This window comes from Bradyrhizobium zhengyangense (genome assembly GCF_022012435.1).
GTDB classification, from domain to species: domain Bacteria; phylum Pseudomonadota; class Alphaproteobacteria; order Rhizobiales; family Xanthobacteraceae; genus Bradyrhizobium; species Bradyrhizobium zhengyangense.
The window spans coordinates 131,799-147,522 of sequence record NZ_JAKLUA010000006.1 but is presented as its reverse complement, the minus strand read 5'-3'; the positions used below and the strand labels follow the sequence as shown (position 1 = coordinate 147,522).

Genomic DNA, 15,724 nt, shown 5'->3' with positions numbered 1-15,724 from the left:
AGCAACGCTTCTTTCACGAAGGGGGTCTAAATTCCCCGATTGTGGAGCGGCTTGAGCCATGGCGCGCCCACGGCGTGCCAGATTCGAGTTGCGTTTCATGACCGTTGCCACGTCGCTCATTCCCGGACTGGACGATATCGTCAAACGCGGCGATCCCCGGCGTCGTGGCGAGATCGCGAGCGCCATTGCCGCGCTCTTTTTCCAGGACGCTTCAAATCTTCGTCCCGAGCTCGTCGACCTCTTCGACAATCTCCTGATCGATCTCGTCCCGCATGCCGAGCTTGCCGCGCGGGTCGATCTCGCCGAGCGCTTCTCGCGGTTGGACAATGCGCCGCCTCATCTGGTCGGCCAGCTTGCCCGCGAAAACGAGATCATGGTCGCGGCCCCTGTGCTGCGTCGCTCGCCCGTGCTCGATGAAGCCGCTCTCCTCGAGATCGCGCGGCTGAAAGGCCAGGGCCATCTGCTGGCGATGACGGAGCGGCCGACTTTGTCGACCGAGATCACCGACGTGATGGTCGAGCGCGGCGATCGCGACGTGGTGCGCCGCGCCGCGGGCAATGCCGGCGCGCATTTCTCGCCGGGCGGCTATTCGGAGCTGATCAAGCGCGCGAGCCAGGACGGCGTGCTGACGCTCAAGATCGGCCAGCGCGAGGATCTCTCGGGCGAGCATCTCAAGGAGCTTCTGGACGGCACGCTCGATGTCATCAGGCGCCGCCTGTCCACTGTGGTCAATCCGGCGCGTCAGGTCGAGATCAAGCGCGCGATAGCCGCGATCGAGGAAGCCTCGCTGCCGCCGGGGCCGCGGCGCGACTTCTCCGCCGCGCAACGCACCGTGCTCGGTCTGCATCGCGGCGGCCATCTCGGCGAGAGCGCGCTGCTCGGTTTCGCCAAGGCACATAAATACGAGGAATCGGTCGCCACGCTCTCGGCCATGTCAGGCGTCAGGCTGTCGGTGCTCGATCGCTTGATCTCGGGCGACCGTTACGATCCGATTCTGGTCGTCGGCCGCGTGCTGAATTTGGGCTGGCCGACGGTGCGCGCGCTGATCCTGATGTGGTACGGTCCGCATCGCACGCCTGGTGATGCCGATCTCGAGCAGGCGCGGATGAATTTCACCCGCCTGATGCCGTCGACCGCCGAGCGCGTCGTGAATTTCTGGCGCAACCGACAGACGATCTAGTTTCTGCGAAATCGCAAATACGCCGCCTTGCGTCCCTCGCGCGCGGCTTTTCGTCCATAGCGCGTCATGGTGTAGCCGGCCCAGGGCTGACGGAAGTCATCGGCGCGCTCGGCGAGCCATTTGAAATCCGGCGCGCGCGACAGATGCGACAGCGTCCAGGCGCAGTAATCGTCGATGTCGCAGACGAAGCGGAATTCACCGCCTGCCTTGAGAACGCGCGCCATTGCAGCGATGGTCCTGTCCTGCACGAAGCGCCGCTTCCAGTGCCTTCGCTTCGGCCAGGGATCGGGATGGATCAGATCGATCCGCGACAGCGAGGCATCAGGCAGCCAGGCAAGCAGCTCGGCGGCATCGCCTGCGAAAAGGCGGATGTTGCCGATGTTGGCGGCTTCGATCTGCGCGAGGATCTTGGCCATGCCATTGACGTAAGGCTCGCAGCCGATGAAGCCGGTCGTCGGAAAGTTCTGCGCTTCCGCGGCGAGATGCTCGCCGCCGCCGAAGCCGATCTCGAGCCGCACATCCTCCGCCGCGGGATCGAAGATCTCGTGAGCGTTCGCCGGTCTCTCCGCGGTGATGTCGAGCGACAGATGCGGCAGCAGATGATCGACGAGATCGGCCTGGTGCTGCCTGAGCTTGTGACCCTTGCGCCGTCCGAAGAAGGCGCGCTCGCCATCCGCGTGATTGGGATCTGATTTGCGTTCGCTCATCGCAGCGTCTGGTACAGGCGATAGAGCAGGCGCGCGCGCGGCTCGAGCGAGGAGACGTAGAGCTGCTCATAATGGGTGTGCGCACCCTTGCCGTCGACGCCGAGCCCGTCGAGCGTGCCGGTGTGTGGCGCCGTGAAATTGCCATCCGAGCCGCCGCCGGTGTGGGTATCGATCAGCTCGAAGCCAAGTTCGGCAGCGAGCGTCTTGGCATGCTCGTACAGCGAGGCGCCGGCATTGCCTTTCTCGTAGGGCGGACGGTTGAGCTCGCCGGTGACGGTCACGGTCACGCCTTCCGTCTTCGAGGTCAGTCCGAGGATCTTGCCGACGAATTCGTCTGCGTCGTTGGCGCTCGGCACGCGCAGATCAACTTCGGCATACGCCTCTTCCGGCGTGACGTTGGGACGCGTGCCGCCGCGCACCACGCCGACATTGACGGTGACGCCGCGCTGCAGATCGGTCATCCCCTCCAGCGTCTGGATGACGTTGGCGAGCTCGCGCACCGCGCTGCGACCGTCTTCGGGCCGCGAGCCGGCATGCGCGGGCACGCCCTTGATGAACACCTGGAAGCGTCCGACGCCCTTGCGTCCCGTGACGATCTTGCCGCCGTCGCGCGCCGGTTCCGTCACCAGCACGTATTTGGCCTTGCGTCCTTCCTGCTCGATGAGGGCGCGCGAGGTCGGGCTGCCGATCTCCTCGTCGGAGGTGAACAGATGGGTGATGCCGAGCGGCGGACGGGTGGGTGCAGCGCAAAGCTCGCGAAAGGCGTGATAGGCGATGTAGGCGCCGCCCTTCATGTCGTAGATGCCAGGACCGAACGCGCTGTCGCCTTCGACCTTGAACGGCAGCCGCGCGATGAAGCCCATGGGATGAACGGTGTCGAGATGACTGAGCACCAGGATACCGGGCCGGTCCTGGCCCCAGGTCGAACGCACCGCGAGATGATCACCGCAGCCATCGACGCCGGCGACACGCTCGAGCGTGACGGGCAGATCGCCATAATGATCGGCAACCATCGAGGTCAGCTTGTTGACCTGCTCAGGTACTTCCGTCGGCGTCTCGATTTCTACCCAGCGGCGGATACCAGCGAGGATAGTTTGGGAATCGAACGAATTGGAGTTCGCCATGGACGTATCTGTGCCTTCGAATCGCATCATTTGAGCGGAGGCAGCGCTAGGTGCGGTCCGCAAATGACGACATAGGCCAGATTTGGCGCAGTCTCAAATCGGAATGAAAAGCGCCTCAGCGCTTGTCCGGGCCTTCGCGGGCGGCGATCTGCTCGACGAGATCGACGATCGAACGGCGCAGCTTCGAATCGGTGATTCGGGTGAACGCCCTGGTCAGGGCGAGCCCTTCTGATGTCGCGAGGAAGTCCGAGACATAAGAGGGCGATGCGCCTTCGGCGAAGCCGTTGGGGCCGGCTACGCCGCTCGGTCCGCCTTCGAACAGGAACGACACCGGCACCTGCAGAATCTCTGCAATTTGCTGGATGCGGCTGGCGCCGACCCGGTTCGTGCCCTTCTCGTATTTCTGGATCTGCTGGAAAGTCAGGCCCAAAGCTTCACCGAGCTTTTCCTGACTCATGCCCAACATGATGCGGCGCATGCGCACGCGACTGCCGACATACTTGTCAACAGGGTTGGGCGCTTTCGACATTTCCTCAGCCCTCCAAACACCACCGTCGGCGCAATGAGCCATTGCCTCAGGTGACAGCGACGTCAAAACTTCACTCTGATTGGGGAAACATTGCGGAGAAATTTAGCAATGCACCGCTGTCTTTTGCAGCCGGGTGCAGAATGGGGAGCCCGCGTGCAGTCTGTCAACCGTGGGACTGCGGTTGTCAAAGGATTCCGGCCGCTCTGCCGGAAATCGCTAACGGCGGCAATCAGGGGCGCCGTTTGGCAACGCGCCGCCGCACCGCCAAAATCACAGCCAGTGCGACGAGCATGGCTGCGGGGATGTCACCGACTCTCGCATAGATCGTGGGCGGGATCGCGGTCGGCAGACTTGCATCCAAAATTCCTTCGATCCCGAGGCCGAGGCTGGCCACCGTGCGTCCCACCGGATCGATCACGGCCGAGATGCCGGTATTGGCCGAGCGGACCAGCGGCAGTCCAAGCTCGATGGCGCGCATCCGCGCCTGCTCCAGATGCTGGTACGGACCGGTCGAAATGCCGAACCAGCCGTCATTGGTGAGGTTCACCATCCAGCCCGGGCGCTCGTCGTGCGTGCCGATTTCGCCGGGGAAGATCGCCTCATAGCAGATCAGCGGCAACGCGGGCGGGGCACTCGGCACCGGCAGTACGTGCCGCACCGTGCCGGGAATGAAGCCGCCGCGCATGCGCGTCAGTTGCTCGAAGCCGAGCTTCTCCATGATGTTCTGGTACGGAAGATATTCGCCGAACGGAACCAGATGCAGCTTGTCATAGACCGCGAGCACGCTGCCGTCGTGGTCGATCACATAGATCGAATTGTAGGCCCGCGTGATCGGCGTGCCCGGCGGCAGATCGGGCGCGCGGACCGAGCCGGTGATCAGCACCGTGCCCTTGGGCAGCAGCTCGGCGATTTGCGCCATCACATCGGCTTCGCGGGTCAGGAAGAACGGAAAGGCTGATTCCGGCCAGATCAGGATGGTCGCAGCGCTCACGCCGGTCGATCGTGGTCCGGATGCGCGGTCCGACAACGCCAGGTATTTCTTCATCACCTCCGCCTTGGCGGAGTAGTTGAATTTCAGGTCCTGCTGCAGGTTCGGCTGCATCAGGCGCAGCTTGGCACCCGCAACCATCGTGGTCGGATGCAGCGACATGCGGATCGCGCCGAACATGCCCATGACGATCAGCAGCGCGAGCGCCGCGGCCGGCACGCGCCACGCCAGGCTGCGGTCGCGCGTGCGGTCGATCAGCACTGCGGGGCTTGCGAAGATCGCAACCGCGAGGAACGTCATGCCCCACTGGCCGATCAGGGATGACGTCTGCGCCAGCGCCAGCGGCTCTGACAGCGCATAGCCGAACGCGTTCCAGGGAAAGCCCGTGAGCGCGTGCCCGCGCAGCCATTCGCCGATCGTGAGGCTTGCGGCGAGCGCGAGAATGCGGGTGGCATCCTTGGTCCAGAGCAAACGGGCCAGCGCGAAGCCGATCGCCGTGAAGATGGAGAGATAGGCCGGCAATCCCAGCACGGCGAACGGCGTCAGCCAGGCGAACACGTCGGCGTCGACAAAGAAGGCGATGCCGATCCAGTAGAGACCGGGGACGAAATAGCCGAGCCCGAACCAGTAGCCGGTCAGTGCTGCCGCGGGGACGCCGCCATAGCGTCCGGCACCGGCGCCGTCGATCAGCCAGACCATCACGGGGAAGGTGATGAACAGCACCGGAAAGAAGTTAAACGGCGCAAGCGCAAGCACGGAGAGCGCGCCGCATGCCATGGCAAGGAGTGCGCGCTTCCATCCCCAAGTCAGGATGATGGCAAGTGCAATCTGTCTGAAGCGCTGGAACGCGGTCACTGCGGGCCGGTCCCGTCGGCAGGCGGCGGGGTCGGGGTGTCGCCGGAAGGCGGCTGGCCGCTCTCGGGTGCGGCCTCGCGGCGGCTTCTCTCGCGCTGGGTACGCGGTGCGGGGCGTTCTTTCCGGGTCGAGATGCGCAGCCGCTTGACGCGGCGCGGATCGGCGTCGAGCACCTCGACCTCGTAATTGCCGGGACCCGAGATCACCTCGCCGCGCACCGGCAGGCGCCCGACGAAGCTGACGAGATAGCCGCCCAGCGTCTCCACTTCCTCGCCGGCCTCGCCGGTGACGAAGTCCTCGCCGATGACGGTGCGCACGTCGTCGAGGCTGGCGCGGGCGTCGGCGATGAAGGCGTTGTCGGGCAGCCGTACGATCGACGGCGGCTCGTCGCTGTCGTGCTCGTCGTCGATCTCGCCGACGATCTGCTCGACGATGTCCTCGAGCGAAACCAGCCCGTCGCTGCCGCCATATTCGTCGACGACGAGGGCCAGATGAATGCGCGTCGCCTGCATCTGCGCCAGCAGATCGATCGCGCGCATCGACGGTGGCACGTAGAGCAGCTTGCGGATGATGCGCGCATCCTGCAGCGGCAGCGCCAGATCCACGGCCTTCAGATCGAGCCCGGCCGGCAGCGGCTTTTTGCGCTTGGTCTTGGTGGCCTCCGACACGCGCGCCCGCGCGGTCATGAAGGCGAGCAGATCGCGGATATGGACGATGCCGACGGGGTCGTCGAGCGTCTCGTTGTAGACGACGAGACGCGAATGGCCGGCGCGCTCGAACCGGTCCATCAATTCGCCAAGCGGGATGTCGCGCTTCACCGCGATGATGTCGGCACGATGCACCATGACGTCTGCGATGCGGCGCTCGTGCAGGCCGAGGATGTTGCGCAGCATGGTGCGCTCGACCGCGGAGAAGCCGGTGTCGTCGGGTGTCGTTGCATTGAGCACGACCTGGAGATCGTCGCGCACCGATCCGGCCTTCCAGCCGAACAGCGTGCGAATGGCACGCAGCAGCCAGCCTTCCGCCGTCGGGCGCATGACCTCGCCCGGCGTCACCACGGCCGGCAGATTGGTCGTGTTGCGCGGATTGTCGTGAATAGGCTCTGAATCAGGCATCTCAATGCGTCCCCGCGCGGTCTGCATAGGGGTCGGGGATGCCGAGATGAGCCAGGATCTCGGTTTCGAGCGCTTCCATTTCTTCCGCGTCGCCGTCGTTCTCGTGATCGTAGCCGATCAGGTGCAGGAATCCATGCACGGCGAGATGGCTCAAATGATGTTCGAACGGCTTGTGTTCCTCGTCCGCCTCGCGCCGCATGGTCTCAAAGGCGATCGCGATGTCGCCGAGCATGCGCGGCGCATCGCCCCGTTTCCACTCGCCTTCGGGCTGGAGCGCGGGAAACGACAGCACATTGGTCGGCTTGTCCATGCCGCGCCAGTTGCTGTTGAGCGTGCGGATGCCGGCATCATCGGTCAGCATCACGGCGACTTCTGCGTCCGCGACGTCTTCGTCGACGGATTCGGCGGCAGCCGCAACGGCACGCTGAATCACCGCTTCGGCGTCAGGCTCGCTCTGCCAGCAATCGGCGACGACGAGGACCTCGGTAATGGGAAGGTTGGGATGTGACATGGCTTTGTTCGGAACGATAAGGCGCTGCGTCAGCGCGCCCGCTTGGTCCCGCTGTTGTCTCGTCAGGATTTGTTGCCGGCGGGCGGCCGCTGCGGCGAGCCTTCATAGGCAGCGACGATTCGTGCCACGAGCTCGTGGCGGATCACGTCCTCGGCCTTGAAATGAACTTGCGCGATGCCTTCGACGCCATCAAGCAGACGCGTCGCCTCGGCAAGACCCGAGGTCTGGCCGTTCGGCAAATCGATCTGCGAGGGATCGCCCGTGACGATCATGCGGCTGTTCTCGCCCAAACGCGTGAGGAACATCTTCATCTGCATCGATGTAGTGTTCTGCGCCTCGTCCAGGATGATCGCGGCGTTGGTCAGCGTGCGGCCGCGCATGAAGGCGAGCGGCGCGATCTCGATCTCACCGGTTTGCAGCGCGCGCTCGACGATGCGCGCGTCCATGAGGTCATAGAGCGCGTCGTAGATCGGACGCAGATACGGATCGACCTTCTCGCGGAGATCGCCGGGCAAGAACCCGAGCCGCTCGCCGGCTTCGACCGCCGGACGCGACAGGATGATCTTGTCGACCTCCTTGCGCTCGAACAATTGCGCGGCATGCGCGACCGCGAGCCAGGTCTTGCCCGTGCCGGCGGGGCCGATGCCGAACACCAGTTCATGGCGCTTCAGCGCGCGGATGTAGGAGTCCTGCGCAGCCGTGCGCGCGCGCACCGGGCGCTTGCGCAAATTGATGCTGTCGAAGGTCGACTTGGCCGACTTGGCGTCGAACTCGAACAGGGAGCCTTGCGCGATGACCGCACGGATTGCGCCTTCGACTTCGCCCTGGTCGACGTCCTGCCCCTTCACCGCGTGGGCATAGAGCGTCTCCAGTACGCGGCGCGCCGCATCGCAGCCGTCGCGCGTGCCGCCAATGGTGATGTGGTTGCCCTTGGAGTCCACGACGACGCCGAGCCGGCGCTCGATCTGCGCCAGGTTCTGGCCGTAGGGGCCGACGAGCGCGGATGCGGCGCGGTTGTCGTCGAAGTCGATGACGACCTGGGTCTCGGGCGGAACTTGCATGTCGCGGTCAAATTTGCGGCTGGGAGCGATAGAAGACGAATCCGATGCGCTTTTTGGCAAGGGTTCAGGCTCCACTGGCGATGGATGATAAAGCGGGCGCGCGCACATTGCGTGGCGTGGTGAGCTCGCCGAGGAAGCTGTAGCGCTCGAGGCTGTCGATCCTGACCGGCAGGATTTGTCCGATGATGTCAGGCGAGGCCATCACATGCGCGGGCTGGAGGAAGGCGGTGCGGCCGACGATCTGGCCGTCCTTGCGCGCCGGACGTTCGAACAGCACGTCGACCGTTGAGCCAACCGCAGCCTTGTTGAAGGCCGATTGCTGGCTGTCGATCAATTCCTGGAGCCGCTCCAATCGCTGGTCCATCTCGGCGGGGGACACCGTCTCCTGCATATCCGCGGCCGGCGTTCCCGGCCGGGCGGAGTATTTGAACGAATACGCCGCAGCGTAGCCGATTTGCGTGACAAGCGCGAGGGTGGCGAGAAAATCTTGCTCGCTCTCGCCGGGGAAGCCGACGATAAAATCTGATGAAAAAGCAATGTCTTGGCGCGCGGCGCGGAAACGGTCGATGACTCGTCGATAATCATCGGCGGTATGTTTCCGGTTCATGGCGGCGAGAATCCGGTCCGAGCCCGACTGCACCGGCAGATGCACGAACGGCATCAAGGCATCGAGATCGCGATGGGCTGCAATCAAACTGTCATCGACATCGCGGGGATGGCTGGTCGAATAGCGCAGCCGGGCGATGCCTGGAACGGTCGCCAAATGTTCGAGCAATCGGCCAAGACCCCAGGTTTTCCCGTCCGGTCCCTCGCCATGATAGGCGTTGACGTTCTGTCCGATCAGCGTCAGCTCGCGCACGCCATTGTCGGCGAGCCGCTTCACGTCGTCGACAATCTTCGCCACGGGGCGCGAGACTTCCGAGCCGCGCGTATAGGGCACGACGCAGAAGGTGCAGAACTTGTCGCAGCCTTCCTGCACCGTGACAAAGGCCGAAATGCCGCGTGCGCGGATCGCGTCGGGCTTGGGCTGGGCCAGGAAGCCGAACTTGTCGGCGGCGGGAAACTCGGTCTCGATCGCGCGGCCTTCGTTGCCGGCGCGCTTCAACAACTCGGGCAGATGATGATAGCTCTGCGGTCCCACCACGACGTCGACCGTTGGCGCGCGGCGCACGATCTCCTCGCCTTCGGCCTGCGCGACGCAGCCTGCAACGGCGATCTGCATGGCGCGACCCTCGCGCGCGGCCTCGTCCTTGGCGACGCGCAGTCGGCCGAGCTCGGAATAGACCTTTTCAGAGGCCTTCTCGCGGATGTGGCAGGTGTTGAGGATGACGAGGTCCGCGTCCTCGGCGCTCTCAGTCTCCACGAATCCTTCCGGAGCCAGCGTGTCCACCATGCGCTGGGCATCGTAGACGTTCATCTGGCAGCCATATGATTTGATGTGCAGCTTGCGCGGCGGCGTCATGGAACCCGAAAATGGCGGTGGAGGACGGCCCTCAGATATAGGCTGAGGGGCCGAAAATCCAGCGATTGAGGGACGAAAGGAGCCATTCCGGGCGGTGACGTGCGGAATCGCGAGTTTTGGCGCCGGATTTAGCCCGCCAGGGCGTCAGCCGCGACCCGCCGGACCAGCTCCGGTAATTGATGCATGTCGGCAAAGGTCAGGTCGGCGCCGGCCTGGCGCAGGGTCTCGGCATGGCCGTCGGCGCAATGGCTGCCACCGTAAAAGCCGAACACTTTCATCCCGGCCGCTCGCGCGCCGGCAATGCCGGCAAGGCTGTCCTCGATCACGATGCAGCGCTCCGGCGGCACGCCCATCTGCTTGGCTGCGAACAGGAACAGGTCCGGTGCCGGCTTGCCGTTCGCCACCTGCGAGGACGAGAAGATATTCGGCGCGAAGCGTTCATAGAGTCCCGTGCTTCCGAGACTCACTTGCATGCGCGGATGCGTACCGCTCGAGGCAACGCAGACACGTTGCGTCACGACATCGAGGACGTCGTGGATGCCGCGGATCGCTTCGAGGTCGGCTTCGAAGGCGCGAAACAGCTCGTCCTGGAGATCGCCGTGATAGGCCTCGGGCAGCTTGCGGCCGAGCTCACTTTCGATCTCGAGATTGGCCTGTTTTGTCGAGCGGCCGAGGAAGCGTGCGGACACCTGCTCCGACGTGATCGGATAGCCGTGCCGGGTCAGCACATCCGCATGCGCGCGACAGGAGATCAACTCGCTGTCCACGAGGACGCCGTCGCAATCGAAAATGATGAGATCTATTGGCACGAGACCTAGGACGTCGGTTTGTCGTCGTCGAGCGGGACGCAATAGAGCTCGAGCCTGTGATCGACCAGCTTGTAGCCGAGCTTGCGGGCGATCTCCGCCTGCAGCTTCTCGATCTCTTCGGAGGTGAACTCGATCACTTTGCCGTCGCGCAGGTTGATGAGATGGTCGTGATGGCTGTCGCGCATCGTCTCGTAGCGCGCGCGGCCCTCGCGGAAATCGTGGCGCTCGATGATGCCGGCATCCTCGAACAGCTTGACGGTGCGATAGACGGTCGAGATCGAAATCTTGTCGTCGACGGCGACACAGCGCCGGTACAATTCCTCGACGTCGGGGTGATCGACCGCTTCCGCAAGGACGCGCGCGATCACGCGGCGCTGCTCGGTCATGCGCATGCCGGTGGCGGCACAGCGCGCCTCGATGCCGGTTGTCTTGGATGCCGAAGAAGGTTTGAGTCCGGTCATATCGTATCCGCCTGACGGGGCGCTTTCTGCCATCAATGTTACGACAAGTCACGTCGCATCAGAAGTGCGTTCAATTGTTCCCCGTTGGCCTGCTTATAGTAGCGTTCGCGGCGTCCGACCACCACGAATCCGGCCCGGTCATAGAGCCGTCGTGCGGGCTGGTTGTTCTCCTCGACCTCCAGAAAGATTGTGCGCACGCCACGCCCTGCGAGGTGACCGAGATGGGTCATCAGCAGCGCGCGGGAGAGGCCGCGGCCGCGGTAGGACAGATCGACCGCGACCGAGAGGATCTCGGCCTCGTCCGCGCCGATCCGCGACACCGCGAAGCCGATGATTTTGCGGCCGAGGCGCAAGCGGTGGACGAGCGTGTTGCGCTCGCTGAGCATGGTCTCGAACTCGCTCTCGCCCCAGCCATGCGCGAAAGAAGTGCCGTGAAGCTGCGCCAGCCGTGCCGCGTCGCGCGCCGACACCGGCTCGACGGCGGCCGTGCCGCCGCGCCACCAATCCGAAAACCAGCTCATGATGAGCTTGCGGCGTGTGCGAGCGGCGGCAATGCGGCCGGCTTTGCATCGGGCGCCTTTAAATAGAATGGCCGCGCCGGATTGGTGTCGGGATTGGCCGCGGCGCCGAGCCATGCGACCCAGCTGATGTCGGGTGCGGGCAGTGCGTCGAAAGTAACAGGTTGTGGCACATCCTTCGGCCAGCGCTCGGCAAGAATCCTGGCGGCATTGCCGACCAGATGCGGCGCGCCGAACTGCGAAGCTGCGATCGCCTCGTCGATGGGGGCGATGCCTGGCTGCACCAGCTGACTGCCGTCGCCGGCGACGATCTGGAAATAGACGTGGTCGTGCCGCGCATCGATCGCCGAGATCACCGGCGCCGAACCGCTCCGGCCAACGATGGGGGCCGCATACGCGGAGAGTGTCGTGAGGCCCACCGCCGGCCGCTTGGCTGCGAGCGCAAGACCGCGTGCTGCTGAAATGCCGACGCGCAAGCCGGTGAAGCTCCCGGGACCGACCGTCACAGCGATGCGGTCGAGCGCCGTGAACGCGAGACCGGCCGATTGCATGACGCGCGCGATCATCGGCATCAGCGCCTCGGCGTGGCCGCGCTTCATGAGCGATTGCTCCTGCGCAAGGAGCTCGCCGGCGTCGGTATCGAGCACGGCGGCCGCGCACGCCTCCAGCGCGGTATCGATGGCAAGGATCAGCATGAAAAAGCGAATGGTAGGTGGCGAATGGTGGGCAGTCTATCCGATCGGAATGCCATTCGCCATTCGCTACTCACCATCCGCCCACCGGTTACAAGAGCCGTCATTCCGGGATGGTGCGTTAGCACCAGACCCGGAAACTCGAGATTCCGGGTTCGGTCCTACGGACCGCCCCGAAATGACGACGACGTCGTCACATCGGCCGGACTTCGACCACGTCAGGCACGAAGTGCTTCAGCAAATTCTGGATGCCGTGCTGGAGCGTTGCGGTTGATGACGGGCAGCCCGAGCAGGCGCCCTTCATGTTGAGATAGACGATCCCGTCCTTGAAACCGCGGAAGGTGATGTCGCCGCCGTCATTGGCGACCGCCGGCCGCACCCGCGTCTCGATCAAATCCTTGATCATGTCGACCGTCTCGGCATCGGCCTCGTCGAAGAACTCGTCCTCGTCGTCGAGATCGACATCGCTCGCAGCCGCGCCGTCGGCGAGCAGCGGCGCGCCGGACATGTAGTGCTCCATGATGGCACCCAGGATCGCGGGCTTGAGCTGCTGCCATTCACCGTTCGCCTTGGTGACGGTGATGAAATCCGATCCGTAGAACACGCCGGTAACGCCGGGCACTTCGAACAACTTTTCCGCGAGCGGCGAACGGGTTGCGGCTTCGCGGCTCGCAAACTCCATCGGGTTGCCGTCGGAAACGACGCGGCCGGGAATGAACTTCAGCGTGGCGGGATTGGGGGTGGCTTCGGTTTGAATGAACATGGTTTTCTCCAGACGTCGCCGGTTCAAGGCCGGCGCGTGGCCTCTTCCCTAGCAGATGGCGACGGAGAACGCACGATCAAGGGGCGGTGAGGGAGTTCCGCCGCCATATCAACGGGTTAGGTGCCAGCTTACCCTCCCCCACAAGGGGCCTGGAGGGGGAGGGTAAGCCAGGGTCAGCGCCGGCGGATGAAGCCGACGATGTCCTTGGAGAGCTTCATGGTCTCCTCGGCGATGGCGCGAGCCCGGTCGGAACCATCGTTCAGGATGGCGTCGATGTGGCCGGGGTCCGCAACCAGGCGCTTCATCTCGCCGGCGATCGGTGCGAGCTTGCTGACGCACAGCTCGGCCAGCGCGTTCTTGAAGCTGGAGAACTGCCCGCCGCCGAACTCGCGGAGCACGTCGGCCTTGGAGCGATCGGAGAGGGCCGCGAAAATGCCGACGAGATTGTCCGCCTCGGGGCGCGCTTCCAGGCCCTTCTCTTCACTCGGCAACGGCTCCGGGTCGGTCTTCGCCTTGCGGATCTTCTGCGCGATAGTGTCGGCGTCGTCGGTCAGGTTGATGCGCGAATTGTCCGACGCATCCGACTTCGACATCTTCTTGGTACCGTCGCGCAAGCTCATCACGCGCGTCGCCGGGCCGGTGATGAAGGGTTCCGGCAGCGGGAAGAACAGGCCGTCATTGGTGCCCTGGGCGCGAATGGAATCGCCGAAATCATTGTTGAACTTCTGCGCGATGTCGCGCGAGAGCTCGAGATGCTGCTTTTGGTCCTCGCCCACGGGAACATGGGTGGCGCGGTAGAGCAGGATGTCGGCGGCCATCAACACGGGATAATCGAACAGCCCGACCGAGGCGTTCTCGCGGTCCTTGCCGGCCTTCTCCTTGAACTGGGTCATGCGGCCGAGCCAGCCCATGCGCGCGACGCAGTTGAAGATCCAGGCAAGCTCGGCATGGCCGGAGACCTGGCTCTGGTTGAACACGATGTGCTTCTTCGGATCGATGCCGGCGGCGATGAACGCCGCGGTCACCTCGCGGGTGTTGCGCGCGAGCTCGACCGGTCCGCCCCAGACATCCAGGCCTTGGGTGATCGCGTGCATGTCGACGACGCAATAGATGCAGTTGTGGGTTTCCTGCATCTTCACGAAGTTGACGATCGCGCCGAGGTAGTTGCCGAGGTGCAGATTGCCCGTCGGCTGGACGCCCGAAAAAACCCGTTCAACGAATGGCATGGCACGCCTTCTCTTAGGTGGTCGGCCGTCGTTTCCAACAGCGGGGCTGCCCCGTCAAGGGCATTTCGCAGCGGGACCTATTCAGCCGGGCCGCTTCAGGGCGGCCGCCGCCTCGCGCCAGGAGGCCGCGCCGAGGATTTGCAGGAGCAGGCCGTAGACGGCGATCCCGGCCGCAATCTGAAGGCCCAGCACAATAAAGCGAATGAGGCCATGGGCCTCAGCCGGCATCAGACTTGTGGTCAGCCAGAGCAGGGCGCCCATGGCGGTCGCGGCAAGCACGATCCGCGGCAGCCGCTTGCGGGCTGATGTGTCCACCGAGAAGCCGAATTCGCTGGTGCCTTTCCGGAGCAGCGAGACGGCGCTGCTCCAGGCGCCGGCCGCGATGCTGGCGGCGATTCCGCTTGCGCCGAAGAAATGCCCGAGCAGGACGGCGAGGGCCATTGCGACCACAAGGCCCTTGGCCGTCGCCAGCAGCGGCGTCATCGTGTCGCTGCGTGCGAAAAAGGCCGGCGACAGCGCCTTGATCAGCACATGCGCCGGCAGGCCCAGCGCCAGCCACATCAACGCGTGTGCCGTTGCGGTGCTGTCCTCCGCGCCGAAGGCGCCATGTTCGAACAGCAGCCGCACGATTGGTTCTGCCAGAATGGCAAGGCCCAGCGTGGCCGGCAGCGCGAGCCCGGTCGCCAGCTCCAGCGCGCGCGATTCGGCATGCGCCACCGCGTCGCGATCGCCGCTGCCGACCGCACGGGTCAATTCCGGCACCAGCACCGTGCCCATGGCGACGCCGACAATGCCGAGCGGCAGCTCGATCAGGCGGTTGGCGAAATAGAGCCAGGACACGGCCGATGGCGTCGTGGAGGCGATGATCGCGCCTGATACCATCAGCCATTGCGGGCCAGAGCTTGCGATCATGCCGGGAATGGCCTTGGCGAAGAATCCGCGCATCTCCTTGTCGAAGCTTGCACGCAACGGCGTCGCCAGGCGCGCGCTTCGCTGCGAGCCCAGCATCACAAGTTGCAGCAGGCCGGCGATGCCGACGGTAGCAGCCAGCATCCATGCAGAAAGAGCCGCATCGGCGTGCCAAAGCAGCAGCACGGCGATGGCGGCAATCAGCGCGATGTTGAACAGCAGGGGCGAGAACGCCGTGAGTGCAAATCGCCCCTGCGCGTTCAATAGACCCATCAGCACTGTAACCGGGCCCGCAAAGGCGAGATAAGGCAGCATCAGCCGCGCATTCTCGACGGCGAGGTCGAGCGTGGCGCTGCCGACGAAACCCGGTGCGATGATCATGATGATCAGCGGCATCATGAGCGCAATGCCGATCGAGATCACGATCAGGGATGCGCTCACCGTGCCGAGCACCCGCCCCGCAAAGGCCGACGCCGCTTCCTCGCCATCGCGCTCACGGACGCGCAGCCAGGCCGGGATCAGGGCGGCATTGAGTGCCCCTTCGCTGAGCAGCCGCCGCACCACGTTGACGAGCTGGAAGGCGGCCAGAAACGCATCCGCGACAGTGCCGGTGCCGAGCAGCGCCGCGATCAGGGAATCGCGCGCAAAGCCCAGCAGCCGCGAGGCCAATGTTCCCGTGGAGACGGTCAGGAAGGAGCGGATCATCGGTTGTTATAATACCGTTGCTTGCTCGGGCCCGGCCGAACGTGATAGGCCGCCAGCTACATTTTCAGACCGACAGGAAGCGGATTTTCCGCAACTCCGCAATCCGGCA

Annotated in this window: 16 protein-coding genes; 1 reads left to right on the top strand and 15 read right to left on the bottom strand. The window is 64.5% G+C overall.

Annotated features, from left to right (window positions below):
• Positions 1–97: 97 nt before the first annotated feature.
• Positions 98–1,180: a DUF2336 domain-containing protein gene (locus L6637_RS20050; RefSeq protein WP_237860623.1), complete on the top strand. Its 1,083-nt coding sequence runs from the start codon at positions 98–100 to the stop codon at positions 1,178–1,180.
• On the opposite strand, the gene trmB is transcribed toward L6637_RS20050, so the two are convergent.
• The 15 genes from trmB to murJ form a co-directional block, all read right to left on the bottom strand.
• On the bottom strand, positions 1,177–1,887 hold the full coding sequence (gene trmB / locus L6637_RS20045) for a tRNA (guanosine(46)-N7)-methyltransferase TrmB (protein ID WP_237860620.1): 711 nt from the start codon (positions 1,885–1,887) through the stop codon (positions 1,177–1,179). The genes L6637_RS20050 and trmB overlap by 4 nt on opposite strands.
• Entirely contained in the window at positions 1,884–3,041 is a 1,158-nt protein-coding gene (locus L6637_RS20040; RefSeq protein WP_237860617.1) for a M20 family metallopeptidase, read from the bottom strand. Before L6637_RS20040 ends, trmB begins: the two co-directional genes overlap by 4 nt.
• An 85-nt stretch (positions 3,042–3,126) precedes the next feature.
• Complete coding sequence (locus tag L6637_RS20035) at positions 3,127–3,540, bottom strand: helix-turn-helix domain-containing protein (RefSeq protein ID WP_148773487.1); 414 nt, start codon at positions 3,538–3,540, stop codon at positions 3,127–3,129.
• A 229-nt stretch (positions 3,541–3,769) separates the two neighbouring features.
• Positions 3,770–5,383: an apolipoprotein N-acyltransferase gene (gene lnt, locus L6637_RS20030; RefSeq protein WP_237871813.1), complete on the bottom strand. Its 1,614-nt coding sequence runs from the start codon at positions 5,381–5,383 to the stop codon at positions 3,770–3,772.
• On the bottom strand, positions 5,380–6,498 hold the full coding sequence (locus L6637_RS20025; protein ID WP_237860611.1) for a hemolysin family protein: 1,119 nt from the start codon (positions 6,496–6,498) through the stop codon (positions 5,380–5,382). Before L6637_RS20025 ends, lnt begins: the two co-directional genes overlap by 4 nt.
• A gap of 1 nt (position 6,499) precedes the next feature.
• Positions 6,500–7,009, bottom strand: coding sequence for an rRNA maturation RNase YbeY (gene ybeY, locus L6637_RS20020; RefSeq protein WP_237871811.1), 510 nt, complete (start codon positions 7,007–7,009; stop codon positions 6,500–6,502).
• 62 nt (positions 7,010–7,071) lie between these two features.
• Complete coding sequence (locus L6637_RS20015) at positions 7,072–8,070, bottom strand: PhoH family protein (RefSeq protein WP_092289320.1); 999 nt, start codon at positions 8,068–8,070, stop codon at positions 7,072–7,074.
• Positions 8,071–8,134: 64 nt separating this feature from the next.
• Positions 8,135–9,532 carry a tRNA (N6-isopentenyl adenosine(37)-C2)-methylthiotransferase MiaB gene (miaB, locus tag L6637_RS20010; RefSeq protein WP_237871809.1) on the bottom strand — a complete coding sequence of 466 codons (1,398 nt, stop codon included), beginning with the start codon at positions 9,530–9,532 and terminating at the stop codon, positions 8,135–8,137.
• A gap of 128 nt (positions 9,533–9,660) precedes the next feature.
• Positions 9,661–10,341, bottom strand: coding sequence for an HAD family hydrolase (locus tag L6637_RS20005; protein WP_237860605.1), 681 nt, complete (start codon positions 10,339–10,341; stop codon positions 9,661–9,663).
• 5 nt (positions 10,342–10,346) lie between these two features.
• The gene (locus L6637_RS20000) at positions 10,347–10,802 is read right to left on the bottom strand and encodes a Fur family transcriptional regulator (protein ID WP_237860604.1); all 456 of its coding nucleotides are present in this window, start codon (positions 10,800–10,802) and stop codon (positions 10,347–10,349) included.
• 38 nt (positions 10,803–10,840) lie between these two features.
• On the bottom strand, positions 10,841–11,323 hold the full coding sequence (gene rimI / locus L6637_RS19995; RefSeq protein WP_249802076.1) for a ribosomal protein S18-alanine N-acetyltransferase: 483 nt from the start codon (positions 11,321–11,323) through the stop codon (positions 10,841–10,843).
• A complete protein-coding gene (tsaB, locus tag L6637_RS19990; protein WP_237871807.1) occupies positions 11,320–12,015 on the bottom strand; it encodes a tRNA (adenosine(37)-N6)-threonylcarbamoyltransferase complex dimerization subunit type 1 TsaB in 696 nt (231 codons plus the stop codon). Before tsaB ends, rimI begins: the two co-directional genes overlap by 4 nt.
• A gap of 190 nt (positions 12,016–12,205) precedes the next feature.
• Complete coding sequence (locus tag L6637_RS19985) at positions 12,206–12,775, bottom strand: NifU family protein (RefSeq protein WP_237860598.1); 570 nt, start codon at positions 12,773–12,775, stop codon at positions 12,206–12,208.
• 173 nt (positions 12,776–12,948) lie between these two features.
• Positions 12,949–14,001 (bottom strand): tryptophan--tRNA ligase, encoded by a 1,053-nt coding sequence (trpS, locus tag L6637_RS19980; protein WP_237860597.1) that lies wholly within the window; start codon positions 13,999–14,001, stop codon positions 12,949–12,951.
• Between the two features lie 81 nt (positions 14,002–14,082).
• Positions 14,083–15,615 carry a murein biosynthesis integral membrane protein MurJ gene (murJ, locus tag L6637_RS19975; RefSeq protein ID WP_237871805.1) on the bottom strand — a complete coding sequence of 511 codons (1,533 nt, stop codon included), beginning with the start codon at positions 15,613–15,615 and terminating at the stop codon, positions 14,083–14,085.
• Positions 15,616–15,724 lie beyond the last annotated feature (109 nt).

Excerpts from the sequence above, each read along its gene's own strand:
- L6637_RS20050 (WP_237860623.1), top strand. The coding sequence starts at position 98 with ATGACCGTTGCCACGTCGCTCATTCCCGGACTGGACGATATCGTCAAA.
- trmB (WP_237860620.1), bottom strand. The coding sequence starts at position 1,887 with ATGAGCGAACGCAAATCAGATCCCAATCACGCGGATGGCGAGCGCGCC.
- L6637_RS20040 (WP_237860617.1), bottom strand. The coding sequence starts at position 3,041 with ATGATGCGATTCGAAGGCACAGATACGTCCATGGCGAACTCCAATTCG.
- L6637_RS20035 (WP_148773487.1), bottom strand. The coding sequence starts at position 3,540 with ATGTCGAAAGCGCCCAACCCTGTTGACAAGTATGTCGGCAGTCGCGTG.
- L6637_RS20025 (WP_237860611.1), bottom strand. The coding sequence starts at position 6,498 with ATGCCTGATTCAGAGCCTATTCACGACAATCCGCGCAACACGACCAAT.
- ybeY (WP_237871811.1), bottom strand. The coding sequence starts at position 7,009 with ATGTCACATCCCAACCTTCCCATTACCGAGGTCCTCGTCGTCGCCGAT.
- L6637_RS20015 (WP_092289320.1), bottom strand. The coding sequence starts at position 8,070 with ATGCAAGTTCCGCCCGAGACCCAGGTCGTCATCGACTTCGACGACAAC.
- miaB (WP_237871809.1), bottom strand. The coding sequence starts at position 9,532 with ATGACGCCGCCGCGCAAGCTGCACATCAAATCATATGGCTGCCAGATG.
- L6637_RS20000 (WP_237860604.1), bottom strand. The coding sequence starts at position 10,802 with ATGACCGGACTCAAACCTTCTTCGGCATCCAAGACAACCGGCATCGAG.
- rimI (WP_249802076.1), bottom strand. The coding sequence starts at position 11,323 with ATGAGCTGGTTTTCGGATTGGTGGCGCGGCGGCACGGCCGCCGTCGAG.
- tsaB (WP_237871807.1), bottom strand. The coding sequence starts at position 12,015 with ATGCTGATCCTTGCCATCGATACCGCGCTGGAGGCGTGCGCGGCCGCC.
- L6637_RS19985 (WP_237860598.1), bottom strand. The coding sequence starts at position 12,775 with ATGTTCATTCAAACCGAAGCCACCCCCAATCCCGCCACGCTGAAGTTC.
- trpS (WP_237860597.1), bottom strand. The coding sequence starts at position 14,001 with ATGCCATTCGTTGAACGGGTTTTTTCGGGCGTCCAGCCGACGGGCAAT.
- murJ (WP_237871805.1), bottom strand. The coding sequence starts at position 15,615 with ATGATCCGCTCCTTCCTGACCGTCTCCACGGGAACATTGGCCTCGCGG.